The 24,164-nt window shown below is 65.9% G+C and carries 25 protein-coding genes; 10 read left to right on the top strand and 15 right to left on the bottom strand.

Annotation, left to right across the window (positions count from 1 at the left end; genetic code table 11):
* Positions 1–151 precede the first annotated feature (151 nt).
* The 4 genes from M529_RS28360 to M529_RS28370 all read right to left on the bottom strand — a co-directional run bounded on the left by M529_RS28360 (position 152) and on the right by M529_RS28370 (position 3,121).
* On the bottom strand, positions 152–1,681 hold the full coding sequence (locus M529_RS28360) for a Tn3 family transposase (RefSeq protein ID WP_021316637.1): 1,530 nt from the start codon (positions 1,679–1,681) through the stop codon (positions 152–154).
* A 70-nt stretch (positions 1,682–1,751) separates the two neighbouring features.
* Positions 1,752–2,516, bottom strand: coding sequence for an IS6-like element IS6100 family transposase (locus tag M529_RS28365; RefSeq protein ID WP_021316397.1), 765 nt, complete (start codon positions 2,514–2,516; stop codon positions 1,752–1,754).
* On the bottom strand, positions 2,482–2,640 hold the full coding sequence (locus M529_RS49620) for a hypothetical protein (RefSeq protein ID WP_161626318.1): 159 nt from the start codon (positions 2,638–2,640) through the stop codon (positions 2,482–2,484). Before M529_RS49620 ends, M529_RS28365 begins: the two co-directional genes overlap by 35 nt.
* Before the next feature lie 49 nt (positions 2,641–2,689).
* On the bottom strand, positions 2,690–3,121 hold the full coding sequence (locus M529_RS28370; protein ID WP_021316638.1) for a VOC family protein: 432 nt from the start codon (positions 3,119–3,121) through the stop codon (positions 2,690–2,692).
* A 75-nt stretch (positions 3,122–3,196) separates the two neighbouring features.
* On the opposite strand from M529_RS28370, the gene hisN reads away from it, so the two are divergent.
* Positions 3,197–3,985, top strand: coding sequence for a histidinol-phosphatase (gene hisN, locus M529_RS28375; protein ID WP_021316639.1), 789 nt, complete (start codon positions 3,197–3,199; stop codon positions 3,983–3,985).
* A 29-nt stretch (positions 3,986–4,014) separates the two neighbouring features.
* On the opposite strand, the gene M529_RS28380 is transcribed toward hisN, so the two are convergent.
* Entirely contained in the window at positions 4,015–4,431 is a 417-nt protein-coding gene (locus M529_RS28380; protein ID WP_021316640.1) for a VOC family protein, read from the bottom strand.
* Positions 4,432–4,620: 189 nt separating this feature from the next.
* Between M529_RS28380 and rpmI the strand changes: the two genes are divergently transcribed.
* The 5 genes from rpmI (at position 4,621) to pheT (ending at position 9,477) form a co-directional block, all read left to right on the top strand.
* Positions 4,621–4,824, top strand: a complete 204-nt coding sequence (gene rpmI, locus M529_RS28385) for a 50S ribosomal protein L35 (RefSeq protein WP_004208916.1) — start codon at positions 4,621–4,623, stop codon at positions 4,822–4,824.
* 12 nt (positions 4,825–4,836) lie between these two features.
* Positions 4,837–5,199 (top strand): 50S ribosomal protein L20, encoded by a 363-nt coding sequence (rplT, locus tag M529_RS28390; protein WP_021316641.1) that lies wholly within the window; start codon positions 4,837–4,839, stop codon positions 5,197–5,199.
* An 88-nt stretch (positions 5,200–5,287) separates the two neighbouring features.
* Positions 5,288–5,905, top strand: a complete 618-nt coding sequence (locus M529_RS28395; protein ID WP_021316642.1) for a LysE family translocator — start codon at positions 5,288–5,290, stop codon at positions 5,903–5,905.
* 66 nt (positions 5,906–5,971) lie between these two features.
* Positions 5,972–7,063, top strand: coding sequence for a phenylalanine--tRNA ligase subunit alpha (gene pheS, locus M529_RS28400; RefSeq protein ID WP_021316643.1), 1,092 nt, complete (start codon positions 5,972–5,974; stop codon positions 7,061–7,063).
* Positions 7,060–9,477: a phenylalanine--tRNA ligase subunit beta gene (gene pheT, locus M529_RS28405; RefSeq protein WP_021316644.1), complete on the top strand. Its 2,418-nt coding sequence runs from the start codon at positions 7,060–7,062 to the stop codon at positions 9,475–9,477. The genes pheS and pheT overlap by 4 nt, the downstream gene beginning before the upstream one ends.
* Before the next feature lie 31 nt (positions 9,478–9,508).
* Here the strand turns inward: pheT and M529_RS28410 are convergent, their stop codons facing one another.
* Positions 9,509–10,054 (bottom strand): hypothetical protein, encoded by a 546-nt coding sequence (locus M529_RS28410; protein WP_021316645.1) that lies wholly within the window; start codon positions 10,052–10,054, stop codon positions 9,509–9,511.
* Between the two features lie 122 nt (positions 10,055–10,176).
* Here M529_RS28410 and M529_RS28415 point away from each other — a divergent pair, with 122 nt between their 5' ends.
* Positions 10,177–11,061 carry an aldose 1-epimerase family protein gene (locus tag M529_RS28415; RefSeq protein ID WP_021316646.1) on the top strand — a complete coding sequence of 295 codons (885 nt, stop codon included), beginning with the start codon at positions 10,177–10,179 and terminating at the stop codon, positions 11,059–11,061.
* A 93-nt stretch (positions 11,062–11,154) separates the two neighbouring features.
* Entirely contained in the window at positions 11,155–12,720 is a 1,566-nt protein-coding gene (locus M529_RS28420; protein ID WP_021316647.1) for a peptide chain release factor 3, read from the top strand.
* Positions 12,721–12,758: 38 nt separating this feature from the next.
* Here the strand turns inward: M529_RS28420 and M529_RS28425 are convergent, their stop codons facing one another.
* The 3 genes from M529_RS28425 to M529_RS28435 all read right to left on the bottom strand — a co-directional run bounded on the left by M529_RS28425 (position 12,759) and on the right by M529_RS28435 (position 17,072).
* Positions 12,759–13,343 (bottom strand): hypothetical protein, encoded by a 585-nt coding sequence (locus M529_RS28425; protein WP_021316648.1) that lies wholly within the window; start codon positions 13,341–13,343, stop codon positions 12,759–12,761.
* A gap of 20 nt (positions 13,344–13,363) precedes the next feature.
* A complete protein-coding gene (locus M529_RS28430) occupies positions 13,364–14,617 on the bottom strand; it encodes a spinster family MFS transporter (protein WP_021316649.1) in 1,254 nt (417 codons plus the stop codon).
* A gap of 94 nt (positions 14,618–14,711) precedes the next feature.
* Positions 14,712–17,072 (bottom strand): TonB-dependent receptor, encoded by a 2,361-nt coding sequence (locus M529_RS28435; RefSeq protein WP_021316650.1) that lies wholly within the window; start codon positions 17,070–17,072, stop codon positions 14,712–14,714.
* A 162-nt stretch (positions 17,073–17,234) separates the two neighbouring features.
* Between M529_RS28435 and M529_RS28440 the strand changes: the two genes are divergently transcribed.
* Positions 17,235–17,849: a TetR/AcrR family transcriptional regulator gene (locus M529_RS28440; protein WP_021316651.1), complete on the top strand. Its 615-nt coding sequence runs from the start codon at positions 17,235–17,237 to the stop codon at positions 17,847–17,849.
* A gap of 74 nt (positions 17,850–17,923) precedes the next feature.
* On the top strand, positions 17,924–18,499 hold the full coding sequence (locus tag M529_RS28445; protein WP_031294315.1) for a TMEM175 family protein: 576 nt from the start codon (positions 17,924–17,926) through the stop codon (positions 18,497–18,499).
* Here the strand turns inward: M529_RS28445 and M529_RS28450 are convergent.
* The 6 genes from M529_RS28450 to M529_RS28475 all read right to left on the bottom strand — a co-directional run bounded on the left by M529_RS28450 (position 18,496) and on the right by M529_RS28475 (position 24,163).
* Positions 18,496–19,194, bottom strand: a complete 699-nt coding sequence (locus M529_RS28450; RefSeq protein WP_021316653.1) for a YoaK family protein — start codon at positions 19,192–19,194, stop codon at positions 18,496–18,498. The two genes, M529_RS28445 and M529_RS28450, sit on opposite strands and share 4 nt — an antisense overlap.
* Positions 19,195–19,210: 16 nt before the next feature.
* Positions 19,211–20,569 carry an alginate export family protein gene (locus tag M529_RS28455; protein WP_021316654.1) on the bottom strand — a complete coding sequence of 453 codons (1,359 nt, stop codon included), beginning with the start codon at positions 20,567–20,569 and terminating at the stop codon, positions 19,211–19,213.
* Positions 20,562–20,984, bottom strand: a complete 423-nt coding sequence (locus M529_RS28460) for a DoxX family protein (protein ID WP_021316655.1) — start codon at positions 20,982–20,984, stop codon at positions 20,562–20,564. The genes M529_RS28455 and M529_RS28460 overlap by 8 nt, the downstream gene beginning before the upstream one ends.
* Positions 20,981–21,862 (bottom strand): VOC family protein, encoded by an 882-nt coding sequence (locus M529_RS28465; protein ID WP_021316656.1) that lies wholly within the window; start codon positions 21,860–21,862, stop codon positions 20,981–20,983. The genes M529_RS28460 and M529_RS28465 overlap by 4 nt, the downstream gene beginning before the upstream one ends.
* Positions 21,863–21,992: 130 nt before the next feature.
* On the bottom strand, positions 21,993–23,918 hold the full coding sequence (locus tag M529_RS28470; RefSeq protein WP_021316657.1) for an amidohydrolase: 1,926 nt from the start codon (positions 23,916–23,918) through the stop codon (positions 21,993–21,995).
* Positions 23,915–24,163, bottom strand: a complete 249-nt coding sequence (locus M529_RS28475) for a XapX domain-containing protein (protein ID WP_021316658.1) — start codon at positions 24,161–24,163, stop codon at positions 23,915–23,917. Before M529_RS28475 ends, M529_RS28470 begins: the two co-directional genes overlap by 4 nt.
* Position 24,164: the final 1 nt, after the last annotated feature.

Consider the following 24,164-nt stretch of genomic DNA (forward strand, 5'->3'; position numbering starts at 1 on the left):
ACGAGCCAAGTGCAAAATCCGTCACATTAGGGTGGCTCTTGCAGTGTATCGTCACATTGAGCGCAAACCCACCCTTTTGTGACAGACGAATGGTGTCACTCGGCCCTATCACTCTGGGGTGTACCCAAATGTTATAGGCCGATCAGCCGCCTCACGCTGCAAGCCGTCCAAAATCAATCCGGTCGTTCAGGTCGAGGTCGAAGCGGCCATAAGGGTTCACATGACTGTAGATCAACGGCGTGAGACCACGATAATCTTCCGGCGTCATCCGCCCCGCCCACTTCGGCTCAACCAGTACGGTCTGAAGCATGCGGGTGTTCACATACACCAGCGACGCTTGCAGGAGGTGTAGCGCCAGAACGGAGATTTCCTGCTCATGGATGCGGTTGGTGGCGATCTCGCCGCCCTTGCCGAAGAACACGAAACCATTAGCGCCGTTCCAGTTCTCAACCACATTCAGCCCTTCGTGGATCTCGCGGCGGAATGCCTCCTGACGCAAATACCGGCATAGGAAGATTGTTTTGACCGCGCGGCCGAGTTCACTCAGCGCCTTGTAGGTCGGGTGCATCACTTCGGCTCTGGCAAACCGGAGCAGGATCGCTTCCGGATCGGCGGTGCGCGATTGCATGGCAGCGGCATATTTGACCATTTCGTCATATTGTTGCTCGATCTCGTCCCAGTCGATCGGGCTGGAGAGGATCGGCAGTAAATTGGAAAGCCGCGTGCGCATGCCGGCTTGGGGAAGGGCCAGTTTCTGGCGTGCCACTGCTTTCAGCCGCGGGGCAAGCTCAAATCCAAGGAGTCGGCAGAACGCAAAGCCGACTGCGCTCTGGCCGTGGCTATCGACGTACTGGCGCTGGATTTCCATGTCGGTGCAATGGCGTAGCACGCCTTCGATCATGGAGGCGACCTCCGAGGAAGAGCACCGCTTGAGCTGGGAATAAACGCAGGTCGCGCGCTTCTCCACATGCCAGTAGATCATGACGCCACGGCCGCCATAGCGGGCGTGCCATTCCGTCATCAGGTTGCGGTCCCACGCGCCGAACTTCGTTGAATCGGACGCGCATGCCGTGCCCGCATCTCCCCATACTGCGGCATTGCGGATTGCCAGTGTCGCGTTTGCTACCCGCGCGCACGCCTCCCTCAGCGCTGGCGCGTGGATGAAACGGCGATGGACATGCAGCAATTCCTCGTAACTGACATCGGGTGTTGCGCCAGCGACCCGCTTGAGCCCGGCGTTCGTGCCCAAGCCATAGAGACACAGCAAAAGACGCTGAGCCAAGGCTGCTTTCGACAGGGTAACCCGCGAGGCCGACGTTTCGAAAGCATCCATCAATCCCGTGTCCAGAGCAGCCTCTTTCAACACGTCCAGCAGTCCGGTCATCGGCCAGCGCTGACCGATCTCGCTTTTGATCGAAGCGAGACCCTTCGGTTCGGGCAAGGGCTTGAACGGTGTAATCGATATCCGGTTGTCGCCGCGCCACAGGAGCCGGACCTTGTCGTTTTGTGGAATATTGGCATTGAGGAGCAACAGTTCCCGTTCAAGCTCCTCCCGGATCGAGGCGCAAAACGCCTGCGCATCTGGCGTCAGGCTGAGGCCGGAATAGTACGCATCTCGCCTGATCTCGAAGTCCTTGGGAAGATCGTCATCGGGATTGCGATAGCGATCCGCCCCGACCACCCAGATTTCTTTGGAGGGCTCTGTTGCAAAGATTGGCGGCAGTCAGAGGTAGGCTGTCGCTCTGCGCCGATCAGGCGGCTGCTGCGAAATGGTGGTTGAGCATGCCCATGGCCTCCGTCAGCGCCGAGGGCCCAATGCCAAAAGCTCTCTCCACAAGGCGCACCTCGCCCCTGATGCCGGGCTGCAGGCACCAGGGGCGAGCCTGTCCTTTGCGCAGGGCTCGCATGACTTCGAATCCCTTGATCGTGGCATAGGCCGTGGGGATCGATTTGAAACCGCGCACCGGCTTGATCAGTATCTTGAGCTTTCCGTGATCGGCCTCGATCACGTTATTGAGATMCTTCMCCTGCCGGTGGGCCGTCTCCCGGTCCAGCTTTCCTTCGCGCTTCAATTCGGTGATCGCTGCACCATAGCTCGGCGCTTTGTCGGTATTGAGCGTGGCAGGCTTTTCCCAGTGCTTCAGGCCTCGCAGGGCCTTGCCCAGGAACCGCTTCGCTGCCTTGGCGCTGCGGGTCGGCGACAGGTAGAAATCGATCGTGTCGCCCCGCTTGTCGACTGCCCGGTACAGGTAGGTCCACTTGCCCCGCACCTTGACGTAGGTTTCATCCAGGCGCCAGCTCGGATCAAAGCCACGCCGCCAGAACCAGCGCAGCCGCTTCTCCATCTCCGGGGCGTAGCACTGGACCCAGCGATAGATCGTCGTATGGTCGACCGAAATGCCGCGTTCCGCCAGCATTTCCTCAAGGTCGCGATAGCTGATCGGATAGCGACAATACCAGCGCACCGCCCACAGGATCACATCACCCTGGAAATGGCGCCACTTGAAATCCGTCATCGTTCCGTCCGTCCAATCTCCGCCAAGCATGCTCAAGCTTCACGATTTTTGCAACAGAGCCCTGCCGCAGAGCCAGGCCGCCGAACAGTCCGGTGAAACTCAGGATCCAGCCGATGATCGCCACTCGACGCCCCCTTTCACCGCCAGGGTAAGGACGCGAAGTTGCGGAAGGCTTAACCGTCGACCTGCGCCCAGGGGTCGTAGCTGCCGAAGCTCCAGATATTGCCCTCCGGATCGAGCGCCTCGTAGCCGCGGCCCGGATAGCCTTCATTGTCGTGCGGCTCGCGCACCACGACGGCGCCGGCATTGCGCGCGCGCAGGCAGTGCGCGTCGGGATCGGCCACGATCACATAGGTGCAGAGCGTGACGCCGCCCAGCTCGCGCGGCGTCTTCCAGGTGATCAGCGATTCGTCGTCCCCGTCGCGGACGCTGCCCAGCATCACCATGCCGCCGCCCAGCACCAGCTGCGCATGGTGGATGATGGTCGCGTCATCCGGGTCGGCATGGACCGCATGGGCCTCGAACCCGAAGGCTTCGCACAGGAAATCAATGGCGGCGGGCGCATCCTCGTAGCGCAGGCCGGGGATCACGGGGGAACCGGACATGCTTTCGTCTCCCTGTCAGGACTTCGAGGTGGGGCGAGCCTAGCGCGATGTCGGCTTTGCCGCTAGGCGGGGCCAATGACCACTCGTGACGATCTGGCCCTCGCCCACCGCCTCGCCGATGCCGCCGGCGCTGCGATCCGCCCCTTCTTCCGCGCCCGCTACGACCTGGAGTTCAAGTCGGACAAGTCCCCGGTGACGGAAGCCGACAAGGCGGCCGAGGCGGCTATACGAGCTATATTGGAAAAAGAGCGCCCGCGGGACGGCATCATCGGCGAGGAATATGGCACCACGCGCGAAGATGCCGAGCGGGTCTGGGTTCTCGATCCGATCGACGGTACCCGCGCCTTCATCGCCGGACGACCGATCTTCGGCACGCTGATCGCGCTGATGCAGGCCGGCTGGCCGACTGTCGGGATCATCGACCAGCCGGTCACGGGGGAACGCTGGGCGGGGATGACGGGCCAGCCAACCACCTTCAACGGCACGGCGGTCATCACGCGCGCCTGCCGCGCGCTCGACCAGGCGATCGTCGCCTCCACCGCGCCGCAGGCCTTCCCCGGCTGCACCGCCGAGCATTTTTCGCGGCTCGCGGGCCAGTGCCGTGACACCATCTGGGGCGGAGACTGCTATAATTATGGCTTGGTGGCGTCTGGCCATGTCGACATCGTGGTCGAGGCCGGGCTGAAGCTGTACGACGTAGCCGCGCTGGTGCCCGTGGTCGAGGGCGCCGGCGGGCGCATGTGCGACTGGTCCGGCGACCCCCTCACTGCGGACAGCGATGGGCAGGTGATCGCGCTGGGCGACCCGGCGCGGCTCGACGATGTTTTGGAGGCCCTTGCAGAGGGGCATCACCAGCACGGGTGACCTGCCGCCCGAACCGGGCGGCACCGGCCCTATTGCTTGATCGGCGCGCCGATCGACCAGACATGGCCAAAGGGATCGATGACCTGACCGTAGCGGTCGCCCCAGAACTGATCGTCCAGCGGGAAGCGCACCGTTGCCCCGGCCTTGACCGCCCGGTCCCACCAGGCGTCGGCATCGTCGACCTGCAGGTGCAGCGTCACACCGACCGGCGGCGGCGCCGCATGGCCGCCGCTCATTTCGGGGAAATCGTCGTTCAGCATCACTGACCCGCCGTTGACGATCATGTGAGAATGCATGATCCGTTCGCCCTGCTGGTCCATGTGGCGCATCTGCTCGACAGCGTCGAAGGCCTCGGCATAGAAGGCGATCGCCTCCGCCGCCTTGCCGCCGCCGATCGTGAGGTGCGGCGTCACGCCGCCTGCCGGTCCTTGCCCTTCCGCCATCATCCTTCTCCTGCTCGAGTCGCGGTTGCACGATAGGCGATCGCCATGACGATCATAAGATAGGTGCCGAATCGCTTGCCTTTCGGGGTTCGAGCGACTAAGGCGCGCCCTTCGCGATATTACGGAAGGACTGCCCGGCCAAAAGGGCTGCCGTGGCTGTCCCAAATCGTCGCGCTGTATAAGGAGACGAAAATGCCCAAGCTCAAGACCAAGAGCGGTGTGAAGAAGCGCTTCAAGTTCACCGCTTCCGGCAAGGTCAAGCATGGTGTCGCCGGCAAGCGTCACCGCCTGATCAGCCACAATGCCAAATATATCCGCCAGAACCGCGGCACGTCCGTCCTGTCCGACGCCGACGTCGCCCATGTGCGCCTCTGGGCGCCCTATGGCCTGAAGTAAGGGAGACCCAGCATGGCACGTGTCAAGCGTGGTACGACCACCAAGGCCAAGCACAAGAGGATTCTGGATCAGGCGAAGGGCTATTATGGCCGTCGCAAGAACACGATCCGCATCGCTCGCCAGGCGGTCGAGAAGGCCGGTCAGTACGCCTATCGCGACCGCAAGGTGAAGAAGCGGTCGTTCCGCGGCCTCTGGATCCAGCGCATCAACGCCGGCGTCCGGGCCGAGGGCCTGACCTATTCGCAGTTCATGCACGGTCTGAAGCTGGCCGGCGTCGACCTGGACCGCAAGGTTCTGGCCGACATCGCGATGCACGAAGGCGAGGCGTTTAGCGCCATCATCGCCCAGGCGAAGGCTGCGCTGCCCGCGGCCTGAGCCGGACCGATCGCAAGATCGTCCAAAGGGGCGCCGGGGCAGATCGCTTCGGCGCCCTTTTTCTTGTCTGTTGCAGGAGCCTGCTCCCATGTCGCTGCATGTCTGGTGGATCTACGTCACCGCCGTCTTCCTGATTTCGGCCACCCCCGGGCCCAACATGCTGCACGTGATGACGCAGAGCATCGCCCATGGCCCGCGACGGGCGCTCGCCACCATGGCGGGGCTGATGAGCGCGGTGCTGCTGTGCCTCGTCGCCTCCGCGCTCGGGCTGGGCGCGGTGCTGAAGGCATCGCCCCGGCTGTTCGACCTGCTGCGCTATGCCGGCGTCGCCTATCTCGTCTGGCTCGGCATCAAGGCCTGGCGGGCGCCCGTCGGCGTGCCGGACGGAACGCCCGCGCGCAGCCGTTCCGACGGCGCGCTCTATGCGACGGGCCTGCTCACCGGCCTTTCCAATCCCAAGCTCATCGTCTTCGCCGCCGCGCTGTTCCCGCAGTTCATCGACATGACACGCCCCTTCTGGACCCAGCTCGCCATCCTGATCGCGAGCTTCGTCGCCATCGAAAGCTTCTGGTACGCCATGTACGCGCTGGGAGGCGCACACCTCGCGCGCTGGCTCGCCCCCGCGAACCGCCAGCGCCTGTTCAACCGGGGCACGGCGCTGCTGTTCATCGGCTTTGGCGGCGCCTTGCTCGGGGCGCGGGCCTGACCCTTTCCTTGCCCGCTTCGCCCCGCTAAGGCGCAGCCAGTTTCCGCCTATTTCAGGAACCATCGGATGAGTGACATCGCCAACCTCAAGGCCGGCCTGATCGCCGACATCGCCACCGCCGACACGCTCGACGCGCTGGAGGCGCTGCGCGTGGGCGCGATCGGCAAGAACGGGGTGGTGACGGCCCTGCTCAAGACCCTGGGGTCGATGAGCCCGGAGGAACGGCTGGAGCAGGGACCGCCGATCCAGGACCTGCGCGAATCCGTGACCGCTGCGCTGGCCGAGCGCAAGGCCGCGCTGGAGCAGGCTGCGCTGGATGCCAGGCTGTCGTCCGAACGCATCGACATGACCCTGCCCGCCGATCCCGGCCCGCAGGGATCGGTCCATCCGGTGAGCCAGGTGATGGATGAGCTGGCGGAAATCTTCGCCGACCTCGGCTTCTCCGTCGCGACCGGGCCGGAGATCGAGGACGACTGGCACAATTTCTCCGCACTCAACATTCCGGAAACGCATCCGGCGCGGGCGATGCACGACACCTTCTACTTCCCCGACGCGGCCGACGGGCGAAAGATGCTACTGCGCACCCACACTTCCCCGGTGCAGATCCGCACCATGACGGCCACGCCGCCGCCGATACGCATCATCGCACCGGGCCGCGTCTATCGCAGCGACAGCGACGCGACCCACACGCCGATGTTCCACCAGATCGAGGGCCTGGTCATCGACAAGGGCATCACCCTCGGCCATCTCAAATGGACGCTGGAAACCTTCCTCAAGGCCTTTTTCGAGCGCGACGACATCGTGCTGCGGCTGCGCCCCAGCTATTTCCCCTTCACTGAGCCGTCGGTGGAGGTTGATGTCGGCTATACCCTGACCAACGGTCAGCGCGTGATCGGCGGAGACGGCGACGCGCCGGGCGGCGGATGGCTCGAAGTGCTGGGCAGCGGCATGGTCAACCGCCGGGTGATCGCGTCCTGCGGCCTCGATCCCGACGAATGGCAGGGCTTCGCCTTCGGGACCGGCGTCGACCGGCTCGCCATGCTCAAATATGGGATGAACGACTTGCGCGCTTTCTTCGACGGTGATCTGCGCTGGCTGCGGCACTATGGCTTCTCGGCGCTCGACGTGCCGACGCTCAGCGGAGGAGTGGGCGCATGAAGTTCACCCTGTCCTGGCTGAAGACGCATCTCGCCACCGATGCCGACTTACCGACGATCCTGAAGGCGCTGACTGACATCGGCCTGGAGGTCGAAGGAGTCGAAAACCCGGCGGAGAAGCTCGGCGGCTTCCGCATCGCACGGGTGCTGACGGCCGAACGCCATCCCCAGGCCGACAAGCTCCAGGTGCTGACGGTCGACCATGGCGACGGCGCTCCGCTGCAGGTCGTCTGCGGCGCGCCTAATGCGCGGGCAGGGCTGGTCGGCGTGTTCGGGATGGAGGGCGCGGTCGTGCCGGTCAACGGTATGGTGCTGAAGAAGACCGCCATTCGCGGCGTCGAATCCAACGGCATGATGTGCTCCTATCGCGAGCTGGAACTGGGCGAGGATCATGAGGGCATTATCGAGCTTGCCGCCGATGCGCTGGTGGGCCAGGCCTACGCGCAATGGGCGGGCCTCAACGATCCGGTGATCGACGTTTCCGTGACGCCGAACCGGCAGGACTGCATGGGCGTGCGCGGCATCGCCCGCGATCTCGCCGCCAAGGGCCTGGGAACGCTCAATGCCATCGTCGTGCCGCAGGTCCAGGGCGTCGGCCCTGGCCCGGACGTGCGCACGGACGATCCCGAAGGCTGCCCTGCCTTCTTCGCCCGCAGCGTGCGTGGCGTCACCAACGGCCAGTCGCCCGAATGGATGGCCCGGCGGCTGAAGGCGATCGGCCAGAAGCCGATCAGCACGCTGGTCGACATCACCAACTATATAATGATCGACCTCGGCCGGCCGCTCCACGTCTACGACATGGCGACGCTCAAGGGCGGCCTCGTCGCGCGCAAGGGCAAGCCGGGCGAGCAGGTGCAGGCGCTGAACGGCAAGACCTACACCGTCGACGGGACGATGACGATCATCGCCGACGACGAGGCCGTGCACGACATCGGCGGCATCATGGGCGGCGTGCATTCGGGCGCCACCGAAGCCACGACCGACGTGCTGATCGAATGCGCCTATTTCACGCCGGAGCGGATCGCGATCACGGGGCAGACGCTGGGCCTGACCAGCGATGCGCGCGCCCGTTTCGAGCGGGGCGTCGATCCCGCCTTCCTCGACGACGGGCTGTCGATCGCCACCGACCTGGTGGTGAAGCTGTGCGGCGGCACGCCGAGCGAGGCGACCCGCGCCGGCTTCCCGCCCGCCCTGCCGAAGGAACTCTCCTACCTGCCCTCGCAATGCGCGGAACTGGCCGGCGTTTTCGTGTCGGAAACGGAGCAGAAGGCGATCCTGGAAAGCCTGGGCTTCGCCGTCACCGGCCAGAACAGCATCGTCGAATATGAGGACGGGGTGCCGGTAGCGGTCGAGGCGGGCTGGACGATCACGGTGCCGACCTGGCGCCGCGATATCGACGGCTGGCCCGACATCGTCGAGGAAGTCGTGCGCATGGTCGGACTGGAGCATGTTCCCTCCACGCCGCTGCCGCGCGCGCCCGGGGTGGCGAAGCCCACCGCCACGCCCGAGCAGCTGGTCGAGCGCCGGGTGCGCCGTACCGCCGCCGCGCGCGGCCTTGCCGAAGCGATCAACTGGTCCTTCCTCTCGGAAAAGGAAGCGGCCGCGGTCGGCGGCGGAGACTGGACGCTGGCCAACCCGATCTCGGAGGATCTGAAGGTCATGCGGCCTTCGCTGCTGCCGGGCCTGCTGTCCGCCACCCGCCGCAACATGGATCGCGGCGCAGCGTCGGTGCGGCTGTTCGAAATTGGCCGCCGCTATTTCGCCGACAAGGAACGCGCCACCGTCGGCTTCGTGCTGGCGGGGGAAAAGGCGCCCCGCAGCTGGCAGGGCGGCAAGGCACAGCCCTTCACCGCCTTCGACGCCAAGGCCGAACTGATCGCGCTGCTGACCGCGGCGGGGGCACCGGCGGCGAATCTCCAGAACTTCGGCGAAGCATCGGCCGCCTATCATCCCGGCCAGTCGGGCACGCTGCGCCTGGGGCCGAAGGTCGTTCTGGCCGAATATGGCGTGCTGCATCCAACGCTCGCGAAGCAGTTCGGCCTCACCGGCACCGTCGTCGCGGGCGAAGTCTTCCCCGACGCGATTCCGGGCAGGCGCAAGGCCGGCTCCCTACGCGCGCCCTATGCGCCGCCCGCGCTTCAGGCGGTGAAGCGCGACTTCGCCTTCGTCGTGCCCGACACGCTGGAGGCCGACGCGCTGGTCCGCGCCGTGAAGGGGGCGGACAAGAAGGCCATCGTGGATGCGCGGCTGTTCGATGTCTTCACCGGCCCCGGCCTGGAGGAAGGAACCAAGTCGCTTGCCATCGAAGTGACGCTCCAGCCCGGCGAGAAGAGCTTCGCGCAAGAGGAACTGGACGCGATCAGCGCCGCGGTGGTGAAGGCGGCCGAAAAGCTGGGCGGGACGTTGCGGGGCTAATCACCCCGCACCGGTTCGTTGCGAGGGACGACTATTTGTCGCCGTCCTTCTTCGCCGCGTCGGCCTTTTCCTTCGGTGGCGGTGGCGGTGCGATGGGGGCGATCTTGCACCCCCTCGCGCTCGCCAGCCCGCGCAGATAGCCGCGCCGCGCGATACCTGCCGTGACCGCCGCGTCCAGCCGGCGCTGGGCGGGGGCGGCGCCGCTGATTTCGCGCACCAGGCCGCGGAAGGGGATCAGCGAGTTGACGATGGTCTTGCCCACCGCCTCGGCGATCTTGCCGGTGCGGTCCTCATTGGCTTGCTTGCCGATGATGAAATCGTCGCCCAGCACGGCGTTGAGTTCACCCAGGCTGGTGTTCAGCCCCTTGCAGGTACGGCTGGGCGGCGGCGCATAGGGATTTTCCACCGCCTTCTCCAGCACGGGTGGAATTCTGTCCTTGTCCAGGCCGATGTCGCGGGCAGGCTGGGTTGCAATGCTGCCCGCCTTGTCCAGCGTATCGTCCTTCTTCTTCTCCTCCTGTGCGAAGGCGGTGGTCGACAGAAGCAGTGCGAGCGCACTGCAGGTGATGATCTTCATCCTCATGACTCCCTTTCCCCTGCAACCCTCGGCGAACGGGTCTGTTCCGTTCCGTAACGACCGGGAGGAGAGACAGAGGCCGGCCGCCCGGTTATGACCGCCCGGAAAGGAGACCGCCTTCCATGAATGACCCGTGGATCACCATCGCCTCGCCTGAGCTGACCGCCGCGATCAACCCGCTGGGCGCGGAACTGTCCTCGCTCCGGGATGGCGAGGGTCGCGAACTGATGACCGATGCCGACCCGCGCTGGTGGACCGGGCGGGCACCGTTGCTCTTTCCTTTCGTCGGGCGTTCGCGGGGGGATGTCTATCGCTATAGCGGGCACGAATTTCCCATGGCCCAGCATGGCTTTGCCCGACGCATGGGCTTTTCCCCGGTGGACCAGTCGGACCATGCCGTGACCTTGCGGCTGGAGGCGGATGCGCAGACCCGCGCTGCCTATCCGTTCGATTTCCGGCTGGACATGCGCTTCGCGCTGGCGGGAGCCACGCTGGCGATGACCGCGACCGTCACCAACAGGGGCGAGGCGGACATGCCCTTTTCTTTCGGCTACCATCCCGCCTTCGCCTGGCCCCTGCCCTATGGCGGCGAGGCGGAGGATCACCGCATCGTCTTCGAGCAGCCCGAGCCCGCTCCGCTTCGCAGGGTCGGCGAGGAGCCGGGGCTGATCGCACCCGACAGCATCTCTTCCCCCGTGGACGGCAACACGCTCGCTCCCACCCATGCCATGTTCGCGGGCGACGCGCTGATCTGGGACCGGATCGAAAGCCGCAGCCTGCTCTGGGGCGTGCCTGGCCGCCCCCGGTTGCGGATCGGCTTTCCCGACACGCCCTGGCTCGGCCTCTGGCAGAAGCCGGGCGCGCATTATCTTTGCATCGAGCCCTGGGCCGGGATGGCGGACCTGGTCGGCTTCACCGGGGAGGTCTGGGACAAGCAGGGCATCATGGCGCTGCTGCCCGGCGATGCCCGCTCCTTCCGCATGGACGTCAGCCTGTTGAAGGACTGATCCCCCCTACCCATTTCCGTCATTCCCGCGTAGGCGGGAATCATGTCCCGCATACCGACGCGGCTGTGCGGCTTCCTCAAGCAGAATGATAGAATGACCCTCCCCTCCCGCCGCACCTTCGCGATCATCTCCCACCCCGACGCGGGCAAGACCACGCTCACCGAAAAGCTGCTGCTGGAAGGCGGCGCGATCCATCTTGCAGGCGAGGTCAAGGCGCGCGGGGCAAACCGCCGCGCCCGGTCCGACTGGATGAAGATCGAGCAGCAGCGCGGCATCTCCGTCACCTCCTCGGTCATGACGTTCGAGCGCGAGGGCGTCACGTTCAACCTGCTCGACACGCCGGGGCACGAGGATTTCAGCGAGGATACCTACCGCACCCTCACCGCCGTCGATTCCGCCGTCATGGTGATCGACGCGGCCAAGGGCATCGAACCGCAGACCCGCAAGCTGTTCGAGGTCTGCCGCCTGCGCAACGTGCCGATCATCACCTTCGTGAACAAGGTCGACCGTGAGGGCCGCGATCCCTTCGCGCTGCTGGACGAGGTAGCGGACGCACTGGCGCTCGACGTCTGCCCGATGAGCTGGCCGGTCGGCATGGGCGGCACCTTCGAGGGCATATACGACTTCGCGAAGAACCGCCTGCGGCAGCCCAGCGGCCCGTCGCGGGAGTATGAGGGCAAGGAAGCCTTCGTTTCCGGCCTGGACGACGACGCGCTTGCCGGTCACCTGTCGGCCGACGGCCTTGGCCGGCTGCGCGAGGAGGCGGAGCTTGCCGTCGGCGGCTATGCCGATTTCGATCTCGCCGCCTATCGCCACGGCGACCTGACGCCGGTCTATTTCGGATCGGCGCTCAAGCTGTTCGGGGTGAACGAGCTGATCGACGCGCTCGCATCGCACGCGCCGCCGCCGCGCGCCCAGCCCGCCGAACCCGCACCGGTCGAGCCGGAGGCAAGCGAAGTCACCGGCTTCATCTTCAAGGTGCAGGCGAACATGGACCCCATGCACCGCGACCGCATCGCCTTCATGCGGCTGTGCTCGGGACGGTTCAGGCGCGGCATGAAGCTCACCCCCTCGGGCAGCGGCAAGCCGATCGCAGTGCACTCGCCGATCCTCTTCTTCGCCCAGGATCGCGAAATCGCCGACGAGGCCTTCCCGGGCGACATCATCGGCATCCCCAATCACGGCACCTTGCGGGTCGGCGACACGCTGTCGGAAAAGCCGGGCGTGCGCTTTACCGGCCTGCCTAATTTCGCGCCGGAAATCCTGCGCCGCGTCGCGCTCAAGGATCCGACCAAGACCAAGCAGCTGCGCAAGGCGCTGGACGACCTTTCTGAGGAAGGCGTCATCCAAGTCTTCTATCCGGAAATCGGCAGCCAGTGGATCGTCGGCGTCGTCGGGCAGCTCCAGCTCGACGTGCTGATCAGCCGGCTGGAGGCGGAATATAAGGTCGCGGCGATGCTGGAAGCCTCGCCCTTCGACACCGCGCGCTGGATCAGCGGCGAGGATGCGGCGGTCAAGGAACTGGTCTCCTTCAACGGCGCCAACATGGCCAAGGACCGGGACGGCAACCTCGTCTTCATGGCGCGCAGCGCGTGGGACATCGGCTATCAGCAGGAACGCCATCCCAAGGTGAAGTTCAGCGCGACGAAGGAGCGGTAACGCCGCGGCGAGGGCCGTTTATAAACGGCTGATATTCTTCAGTCCCGGTCCATCCAGGTGGACGGAGCTTTCAGAAAGGGCGATTCGGGATTGAATACGGGTGGCGTCGGAAGGGGATGAACCGCCAGCAGGCGCTCACCCAGTACCATGTAATGATCCCCATCGACCGTGAAAAAATTGGGCTCCCGCGTGCGTCGACCAACAAATTCGACCAGCAACGCTACAGGCTGGTCATCCCGCAATTGAGGGATACGGTGTAGCGCCGCTTCGTCCCGTGCGAATTCCAGGCCCGCGCCTCCACCGGGCCAGCTCCATATTGGCGCCGCTGCCGCATTTTCGGTAAATTGGCTGAACTCACCATAGCGCAACCATACACCCTTCATCCGGCGCGGCGGGCCCAGCCGATAGTATTGGTCAAGCGGCAGCCGGCGGACCTCCTCCTTATCCTGCTTCTTCACTTTGACATTGCAAGGCACATAACCCAGCCGATGCGCCAAATCGAAGCGTTCGACGATGCGATCGTAAAGGCTGCGATAGGCGGCAGGATTGGCGCCAAATGGCCGCGACGGCGTATCGCCACAGGCCGATAGACAAAGAAACGGCAACAGGAAGGCAAGGCGCATTTCGTGCTGCTAGCAGAGGATCAGGCGCTGACCCAGTCCCTCCGCAGCGCTCGGCCTGCCAACGCCATGAACAGCCCCGCCAGCAGGTAGAATCCCAGCGCCGCCACGATGGCATAGCGCAGCGCTTCCGCCCCGAAGGCCGGCGTCAGCGCGTCGGACAGGGCCCCGACCGCCCAGCTGCCGAGGCCCAGACCCACGAGATTGTTGATCAGCAGGAAGCTGGCCGACGCGCTTGCCCGCATGTGCGCGGGGACGAGATGCTGCACGGCGGTCAGCACCGGCCCCAGCCAGACATAGACCAGCGCCTGCGGAATCAGGAAGAGGACGAAGGCCAGCGTCACGCTGCCCGACAGCACGCCGGTCACGAACAGCGGCATCCCCACCACATAGCTGACCGCCGGCACCCAGGCGTAGAACGCCTTGTCCCTGCCCCCCAGCCTGTCGCCCAGCCAGCCGCCCAGCAGCACGCCGGCGGTGCCGCCCACGAGCAGCAGCGCCCCCAGGAACTGTCCCGCGCCGATCAGGTCCAGGCCGAAGCTGCGGATGAGCAGGCTCGGCAGCCAGAAGGCGACGCCATAGCCGCAGAGCGAGCTGCACGCCGCGCCCAACGCGAGCAGCCAGAAGCTTGGCTTGGCGGCGAGAATGCCGAAGACAGCCGACACCGGCACGGTGCCCGTGGTGCGCGCGGGCCGCACCGGCTCCCGCACGATCAGGCGGAAGAAGGGCGCGATCAGGAGGCCGAGGAGCCCGACGACGATGAAGGCCGTGCGCCATTCCACCGTCTGCGCGATATAGCCGCCCAGCAGCACGCCGCCTGCCGATCCCAGCGGAATGCCCAGCGAATAGATGGAGAGCGCCCGCGCCCGCTGATGCGCGGGAAAATAGTCGGAAATGACCGCGTAGGACGGCGCGACGCCGCCCGCCTCCCCCACGCCCACGCCGATGCGGAACAGGAACATCTGCACGAAATTGCCCGCCACGCCGCACAGCGCGGTGAAGCCGCTCCAGACTGCAAGGCTGACGGTGATGACCCAGGTGCGGCTGGTCCGGTCGGCGAGCAGCGCCAGCGGAATTGCCAGCGTCGAATAGAGCAGCGCGAAGGCGATGCCGCCCAGCGCGCCGAGCTGCGTGTCGGTCAGCCCCAGCTCCGCCTTGATCGGCCCGGCCAGGATGCCCAGGATCTGCCGATCGAGGAAGTTGAACGTATAGACCAGCAGCAGCATCGCCAGCACGATGCCGCGATAGGCGGGGGAGGTGGCGGTTCGGTCGATCATGAGGCTTTCAACCCCTCCGTTCGGTTCGAGCTTGTCGAGAACCTTGATCGCGACGGTTCCCGACAGACGCGACGCACGAACGGAGGGGTTGAAGTCAAAACTTTACCGTCCCCGTCACGAACACCTGCCGCGGATTGCCGTAGAAGGCGGTCAGCGTCCCCTCCCGGCCCAGCGACGGCGTCGGATAGCCCGCCGCATTGTTGATGATCGCGCCCGTCACCGGGTTCGCGGCGACAAAGGTATAGCCCGAGGTCTTATACTCCTTATCGAGGATGTTCTTGCCATGAACGCCCAGCGACCAACGGTCGTTCGGCGCGGTATAGACGATGCTCGCATCCCACAGCGCATAGCCCTTCTGGTCGATATAGGGGTTCGGGATCTCGAACTGGTATGTCTTGGACCGCCACGACAGGGTGCTCCCGACATAGAGGCTGCCCTCGCCCACCGGGCTGGTGTAGCTCAGCGTGCCGCTCGCGGTCCATTTGGGCGTGTTCTGCACCTTGCGGAACGCCGCGACATCGGTGGGCACGCTGTTGATGTTGGCGATATATTCGCGATATTCCGCGTCGATATAGCCGATCGCGGTCTGCAGGTTCAGCCGGTCGCCGCTGGTCGCGATATCGCGGCCCAGCCGCGCATTGCTCTCGAACTCCAGCCCCTTGAACCGCGCCTTGCCAGCGTTCGATACCACGCCGCAGAAGGACGGGATCGGGCGCGGCGGGGTGCCGCCGATGACGGTGCAGGCGACCGAGCCCGGAATCTGCACATCCTTGTAATCGGCATAGAAGCCGGCGACCGCGACATAGAGCGCCCCGTCCATGAGGTTGCCCTTGTAACCGACCTCGTAGCTGTCGACCTCCTCCGGGCGGAAGGCGAGGAAGGCCGCGACTTCGCTATCCTGCCGGACGCCGTCGCCATTCAGGTCCGGCGCGTTGGTGCCCACCCCGCGCGGGTCGAAGCCGCCGCCCTTGAAGCCCTTGGAATAGCTTGCATATAGATTGTGATCCGGGGTTGGCTTGTAGCTGACGGAGAAGCGCGGCGTGAACTTCTTGTATTTCGCGCTGCCCCGGAAATCGGTGCTGGGCGCGCCGAAAGGCAGGCCCGCGCCGCCGAACACGGGCGACCCGCCGCCCAGATAATTCTGGCGGAGAATGTCGGCCCTGCGTTCGTCCCAGGTATAGCGGCCGCCGGCCGACACGCTGAATTGCGGGCTGAAATCATAGGTGAAGTCACCGAACACCGCATAGGTTTCGGTATCCACGTCCGCCTGCGTGAAGGCGGTCAGGCCCGCGAGCGTCGTGAAGATGCGCGTATCGAACTGCGTGTCGGCGCTGGCATCCAGATAGTAGAAGCCCACCATGCCCTTCAGCGGCCCGGCATCGACCTGCAACTGCACTTCCTGGCTCAGCTGCTCGTTGCGGTAGAAGGCCGGCACGTCGACATCGACCGCCGGCAGCGCGTCGAAATCGATCGGCGATGCGCTGTTGTCCTTGCGCCAGGCGCTGATCGACTTCAGCGTGAACATGTCGCTCAGTTCCGCGGTGATGTTCATCGACAGGCCGTAGGATTCCACCTCCTGCCGCGGATCGCGCAGACCGCCGCGCGTGTCGAACACGTCGCTCAGCACCGGCGCGCCCGACAGTTGCCCGGGGATCAGGCGATGGCCGCCGCGCGCATTGCTCTTGTCCTTCGTATAATCGCCGGTGATGCGCATCAGCACCGGTTCGCCATAGCCGCCCATTTCGAAGGTGGCGCGGCCGGCCCAGATATCCTTGTTGTAATTGTCCTCACCGGTGGTGAGGTTCTTGCCGAAGCCGCCGCGCGACAGCCGGGCGAAGGCGCCGCCCACGCGGATGATGTCGCCCAGCGGCGCGGAAACGCTGACGATGCCGTCCGCCTGATCGTAGCTGCCGTAAGTGCCCTTGACCCGCAGCGCGAAATCCTGCGGCAGCATCTTCGTCACATATTTGACCGCGCCGCCGATCGTGTTGCGGCCATAGAGCGTTCCCTGCGGCCCGCGCAGCACCTCGATGCGCTCCACATCATAGATGTCGAGCAACGCGCCCTGCGGCCGGTTGAGATAGACATCGTCCAGATAGATGCCGACGCCTTGCTCGAAGCCCGATACCGGGTCCTGCTGGCCCACGCCGCGGATAAAGGCGGTCAGCGTCGAGTTGGTCCCGCGCGACGCTTCCAGCGTGGTGTTGGGCGTCACATTGGCGAGCTCGGTGATATCGATCGCCCCGCCCCGCTCCAGCGCGGCGCCGGAAAAGGCGCTGACCGCGATCGGCACGCTGACCAGCGTTTCCTCGCGGCGGCGCGCGGTGACGACGATATCGCCGGTTTCGTCAGGGGTGGGCGCGGCCCCATCCTGTGCGAACGCCGGAATTGCGACGAATCCGCTCCAGGCGACCGAGGCAAGAGCGAAGGCGCGTAGGGACTGGCGGGCGGTCATGATGTCCTCTCCTGGGATAGGGCGTCCGGTCTGCCGGATCGCCTGTGCTGCTGTCCCGCGAATCGATAATGAAAGTTGAACCGACTTTCAACTTGAAATAGGGAGGAGAGGACAGGACCGCGTTGCTGCGGCAAAAAGAACACGGATTTCGCAGGAGAGCGCATGGCCGACTCGGCGCCGATCAAGGATGACAAGACGCCCCGCACGGCACGCGGCGAACGCACGCGCCGCGCGCTGCTGTCGGCCGCGGCCGAGGAATTCGGCGAAAAGGGATTTCACGAAGGGTCGATCAGCGGCATCACCCGCCGGGCGGGCTGCGCGCTCGGCAGCTTCTACACCTATTTCGCCAGCAAGGACGACATCTTCCGCGCGCTGGTGGCCGACATGTCTTCCCAGGTGCGCGACCATGTGGCGCCGCGCATCGCGCAGGCGCGTGACGGCATCGACGCGGAACGGCTGGGCCTGCTGAGCTTCCTGGAATTCGCGCGCGCCCACAAGGAGATCTACCGGATCATCGACGAGGCGGAGTTCGTCGACCAGGCCGCCTATCGCGCCCATTACGAGAACACCGCCGCGCGCATGGCCGCACGCCTCGCGAAGGCGGCCGCGCAGGGCGATGTGGTCGACGACGTCGGCGAGGTCCATGCCTGGGCGATCATGGGGATGAACGTGTTCCTGGGGCTGCGCTACGGCGTCTGGGACGACAGCCGCCCGGCCGAGGAGGTCGCGGCCATCGCCAACGCCCTGATCGAAAGGGGGATAGGGACGCAGCGGTAGCGCCCTGCCGATCGCCATGGTGCCAGCGGACGCGATCGCCTATCCCGGAGCGAAACCGGAAGGGAAGATGGGCGATGCGGACGGGACGGATGGAAGCCTTCACCGATGGCGTGGTCGCCATCATCATCACCATCATGGTGCTGGAGCTCAAGGTGCCGGAGAATGGGAGCCTCGCGGCGCTGTCGGCCAGCGTACCGATCCTGCTCGCCTATGTGCTCTCCTTCATCAATGTCGGGCTCTACTGGAACAACCACCATCATCTGATGCATGCAGCCGAGGAAGTGGACGGGCGTGTGCTGTGGGCCAACCTGTTCCTGCTGTTCTGGCTGAGCCTCGTCCCCTTCGTCATCCGCTGGCTGGACGAAAGCGGCTTCGCGCCGATGGCGACGGCGGCCTATGGCGTGGTGCTGGGCATGGCGGCGATCGGCTATGCGCTGACGGAACGGGCTATCATCGCCGTCAACGGCCGCAATTCGGCCCTGGCGCGGGCGGTGGGGCGCGACCGCAAGGGGATCATCAGCGTGCTGCTCTATGTGATCGCGGTGCCGCTGGCGTTCTTCGTGCAATGGCTGTCGATCGCGATCTATGTCCTCGTCATCCTGCTCTGGCTGGTGCCCGACCGGCGGATCGAGCGGGAACTGACCGGCTAGCCCGCCACCATCTCCCGCGCGGCGGGGTGCTGGGTGCAGGCGAGCGTGCCCACCAGCACCAGCGTGCCCGCCAGCACCAGCGGTGTCGCAAGCCCCCAATGGAGGACCAGCACGGCTCCCACTGCCGCACCCAGGAAGATCGCCGCAACGCTCCCGATCCGGCGTGCCCAGTTAGGATTGCCCCCGCCAGCCAGGCTCGAATCGGCGGCGAGGCCGGTGAGCGTCAGCGTCAGCACCGTGGTGGTGAGGTCCGGGATCTTGAGCTGGCGGATGGTGGCGTTGCGGAACCCCATGGCGATGGCGGTCAGCGCGATGATGGCCGTGGCGCTGGCGCCGGGCGACTGGCGGGCGATGTCGAAACCGATGGCGACAAACGCCGCGATCCAGAGCAGCAGCGCCTCCACCAGCGCGGCCGTGAGCAGCCAGCGGCGCAGCGGCAGGCCGGCATGGCCCTTCCCCACCCGCCCCGCGACCAGCGCCCCCACCAGGAAGGCCAGGATCGCCACCAGATAGGGCACGGGCCGGAATCCCGGCGCGCCGGCCGCGGCGAAGCCCAGGAATACGATATTGCCGGTCATGTTGGCGGTGAACACCTTGCCCAGGCCCAGCACGCTGATCGCATCCACCAAGCCGGTGGTGACGGAAAGCAGCAGGAGCAGCCAGGGCAGCGGAGAGGATGCAGGTTTTTCCGTCATGGCACGATGCTCCTGTTCAGATGCGGTAATTGGCCTCGAGGCCGATCATGGTGATGGTCTTCGCCGGCCCGGTCTGGCGCAGGAAGGCGCCGGCGCCGAAGGCGGAGAGCGACGTGGACAGTTCGAGCTCCGGCGTCGCCTGCCAGCTGAGCGCGGCCTCGACCTCCTTGCCGATGAAGCGCGCTGTCGCCTCGCCGGGGCCGCGGATCAGGGTGCCGGGAATGTCGTAGATGCCGTCGCCCTTGGAGTAACGCCAATAGGCCATCCCCGCGACGCCAAGGCTGAGGTCGTCGCGCAGCGCCAGCGAGACGCCCGGATGCAGGTTGATGATGTTGGTAGGGCCGATGGGCGAAAGCTCGCCGAAATATTTGCCCTTGGGGAAAAGCGCGTTGAAGGTGCCGAGCGTGCCGTCGCCCGCGTGGCGATCGCCGCTAATGATGTTGAAGCGCATCGTGACGCGGGGTCTCAGCGGCGCGGCGGGGAAGCGGCGCGACACTTCGCTGCCCAATGTCCAGGCGCGGATGTCCTGCCCGGCGAAGCGGCCGAACTGATAGACGCCCTCGACATTCCAGCCCCAGTCGCCCGATGCGCCATGGCTTCGCAGGCCCAGGCTGTGACGCTCCTCCCGACCGCCCACCCCGCCGAAGAGGGCAGCGCGGTTCCGGTAGCCGAGATAATAGAGGTCCAGCCCCGGCAGCGTGGCATAGGCGCCCCACAACGCCTTGTCGGGAGAGGATCGGTCGTCGAACGTCCCGGCGCGCGCCTGCACCGGATGCGCGGCGAACAGGCTGACGGTGGCGCGGCCCAGATGGACGTCCGCGCGGCCACCGTCGAAGGCGAGCGGGACGTTCGGGCCATAGCGGGTGCCGACCAGCCGCTCTGTGCCGAGCGAGAGCATCTGCCGCCCGCCGCGCAGGGTGACGGGGCCGGCCTCCACTTCCACGAAGCCCTGGAGTAGGTCGGTGCGGGTCTGGTCGACCGGACTGGCGGACGGCGCCACGCCCTCGGCATAGGCCGCGATGGGCTGGACGAAGGCGCGCACCGGCCCGGCATGCAGGTCGATATAGGGCGCAACGCGCAGCCAGAGATAGGCATCATCAGGCGCGGACGCGCCGCCCCAGAGATTGTCGCCGAAGCTTTCCATCCGCGCGCGCAGTTCCACGCCGGTGCCGACCCATGTGCTGCCATCGGCATCGAGCGGGATATATTTCAGCTGCTCGGTCCAGCGCCCGGTGCGGTTCGCCGGATCGGCGAGCTTGCCCCAATCCTCGTCATAGCGGGTGTTGGTGAGCGTCGGCGGCTGCCACGCCTCCCCGCCCTGCGCCAGCGCGGGGGTGGCGACGAGCAGCGCGGGAAGGAAGAACAGGCTACGCATCGCGGTGCGCCCTTTGCAAGGAGACGATGGCGACGAGCACGAAACCGCCCACCAGCCCCAGATGCTCGAAGAAGGCGTTGGTCGCCATGAACCGCTCCTGCCCCTGCATCGTCCAGAAGTCGTTGGCGACGAAAGCGGCGAGGAGTGTAAACACGCCCAGCATGCCCGCCCCCAGCCACACCAGCCGTCCGGTCAGGATCAGCACAGGCCCCACGATTTCGACCGCGATGGTGAGTGCGGCCCACAAGGCCGGCGGGTTCATCCCGAAATGCGCCTGTTCGGCCACCGCACCTTGCCAGTCGGTCAGCTTGACGATCCCGCCCAGCAGATAGGCGCTGGTCAGCGCCACCCGCGCGAGGAAGAAGGTAGGCCTTGAAGCGAGGATCGCGGCCACGAAACGAGGGGCGGCGATCATGACGCTGCACCGTGGATTTCGGCGATATAGCCGCCGGGGAAGCGGACGATTACGCTTTGACGGCCACCTTCGACATGCGGCGCGACCAGTGTCTCCACGCCAGCGGCCTTGGCCTTGTCGAGCGTGGCGGACAGGTTCTTGACTTCATAGCCGGTCATGTCCCGGCCATAGGGCCAGGGCAGCTGCCCGTCCGATACGATCACGCTCATCTTGCCGTAGCCCGACGTCAGGCGAATGCGGCGATAGGACTTGCCCGGCTGGCCGATTTCAGCGCCCGACGCGGCCTTGTCATCCGAAATGATCCTGGCATGGGCAAAACCGGTCCACTGCTTGACGAAGTGGTCGGCGGCGTCCGGAGTCAGGTAGATGCGGTTTTCAGGCACGGTGGCAAGCGCTGGATAACTGGGCTTGGTGGTGTGCCAGTATAGCTGCATGGTGACGCCGCCTGCCCATTGCACAACCGCATCGCGACCGATCGGATCAGGGAAGGTCGCGATCAGCCGGGTCGCCCCATGCTTCACCGCCGAGGCCACTGCCTTGTCGAGGTCCGTCACCAGATAGCCGGTCCGTTCCGCGCCGAACGGCGTAGGGATCGGCGTCAGGAAACCGAAGACCGAAATCGTCCCCGCGGGTGTCAGGGCGAGTTGCGACTTGGTCTTGCTCGGGGTTGGCGTCACCTGAAATTCGCCCTGCTTGCTGGTGGTGCCGCCAAAGGTGGCGGTAAAGCTGCCGACGAAGCGATCAAAATCCTGCGGTTCGACATATATGTGGGTGGTGTCATATTGCGGGCCGACCGCGAAGTCCGTGTCCTGTGCAGGGGCGGCAACAGGTACGAGCGCAAACAACGCGGTCGTGACCAACAGGGCAAAGCGGGTCATGGCAGTACCTCCTGGAGCAAGAGCAGCACGCCGGGTGGGGGCGGCGCTCTCCCTTGTAGGAGCGCGCCGTCACCATAGGCAGGCGAATAATCTGATCATGATCGTTCGAAATTCTTGAAAAGGGGCGCGTTCACACCGCCCAGCAGCCGCAGCCGAGTGCGCCCCAGAAACTCTGGACGTCGGCGGCCGGGACACTGGCGCCCAGCGCCGCGGCATGGTCGTGGCCATGGACCGAACAGGCCGAATGGCAGCCGCAGGCCGAGGCCATCTTCCGCGCGGCCTCCGGCTCGCGATAATAGCCGCCAAAGGTTGCGACCGGCGACCAGTCGGGCATGGGCCGGGGCAGCGCCGGGGCGAGCGGGCCGTAATCGCCCTCGCCATGGACGACCTTGCCGCCCAGCACGGTCAGCACCGATCGGAGATGCGCGATCTCCCCCTCCGGCACGCTGAAATAATCGTCCGACAGCAGGGCAAGGTCGGCGAGCTGGCCGGCCTTGATCTGCCCCTTCTTGCCGACCTCGTTGGAGAACCATGTGTTCCTCTCGGTCCAGAGGCGCAGCGCGGTTTCCCGGTCCATCCGGTTGCGCACCGGATAGAGCGTCAGGCCGCCGACCGTCCGGCCGGTGACGAGCCAGGACAAAGACACCCAAGGATTGTAGCTGGCGACGCGGGTCGCGTCGGTGCCGGCGCCGACGGGCAGGCCCGCTTCCATCATCCGCTTGATCGGCGGTGTTGCCTCGGCCGCCTTCGCGCCGTAGCGCTCGACGAAATATTCGCCCTGATAGGCCATGCGGTGCTGCACGGCGATGCCGCCGCCCAGTGCGGCGATGCGGTCGATGTTCCGCTCGCTGATCGTCTCCGCATGGTCGAAGAACCAGTTGAGGCCGGCGAGCGGAATGTCGCGGTTCACCTTCTCGAACACGTCGAGCGCACGGCCGATCGTCTGGTCGTAGGTCGCATGCAGCCGCCAGGGCCAGCGCCGTTCGGCCAGCAGGCGGATCACCGGTTCCAGGTCGCCTTCCATGCTGGGCGGCATGTCCGGCCGGGCGACGCGGAAGTCCTCGAAATCGGCGGCCGAATAGACCAGCATCTCGCCCGCGCCATTGTGGCGATAGCTGTCGTCGCCATCGCCGGGCTTGATCTGCGTGGACCAGGTGGCGAAGTCCTTCAGCTCCTCCTTGGGCTTCTGCGTGAAGAGGTTGTAGGCGATGCGCAAGGTCAGCTCGCCGTCCTTGTGCAGCTTGTCGATGATTTCATAGTCGTCGGGATAATTCTGGTAACCGCCGCCCGCGTCGATCACGCTAGTGACGCCCAGCCCGTTCAGCTCCCGCATGAAATGCCTGGTCGAATTGAGCTGGTACTCCGGCGGCAGCTTCGGTCCCTTGGCGAGCGTCGCATAGAGGATCGTCGCATTGGGTTGAGCCAGCAGCAGGCCGGTGGGATTGCCCGCCGCGTCGCGGACGATCTCGCCGCCCGGCGGGTTGGGCGTGTCTTTCGTGTAGCCCACCGCCCGCAGCGCCGCGGCGTTCAGCAGCGCGCGGTCGTAGAGGTGCAGGATGAACACCGGCGTCTCGGGCGCGGCGGCATTGATCTCCTCGATCGTGGGCAGGCGCTTCTCGGCGAACTGGTGCTCGGTGAAGCCGCCGACCACGCGCACCCACTGTGGCGGCGGCGTGTTCTCGGCCTGGCGTTTCAGCATCGCCATCGCGTCGGCCAGGGTCGGCACCCCTTCCCAGCGCAGCTCCATATTATAGTTCAGACCGCCGCGGATGACGTGGATGTGGCTGTCGATCAGGCCGGGGATCAGGCGGCGGCCCTTCGCGTCGATGATGGTGGCGTCGGGCGCGGCGGCGGCGCGCACTTCCCCTTCCGTCCCGACCGCCAGGAACTTGCCGTCGCGGATGGCGACGGCGTCGGCGACGGGGTTGGCGCGGTCGAGGGTGGTGACCTTGGCGTTGACGAGGAGGATATCCCGGGGGGTCATGGCGAAACTCTCCGTGGCGGTAAGGAGGGCGGAAGTGGCGGCGCCGGCCAGCGCCTGTCGGCGGGAGATCATGCGTCGCGCTCCTGCTTGGCGGGGACGCGGCCCAGCACATGCTGCGCACAATCCTCGCGCAGGAAGCGGGCGAATTCGGGCCGGTCGGCGATCCGCTTCGCGAGCGGGATCACCTGCTCGCCCAGCAATATGCCGGCAAGGCCGACAAGGGCGATGATCGGTGGGGCGGGAGAACGGACGCCGAGCAGGCTGTAGACGATGCCGACCAGCAGCCCGGCGCCCAGCGAGAGAAGATAGGGCTTCATG

This window comes from Sphingobium ummariense RL-3 (genome assembly GCF_000447205.1).
Taxonomy (GTDB): Bacteria; Pseudomonadota; Alphaproteobacteria; order Sphingomonadales; family Sphingomonadaceae; genus Sphingobium; species Sphingobium ummariense.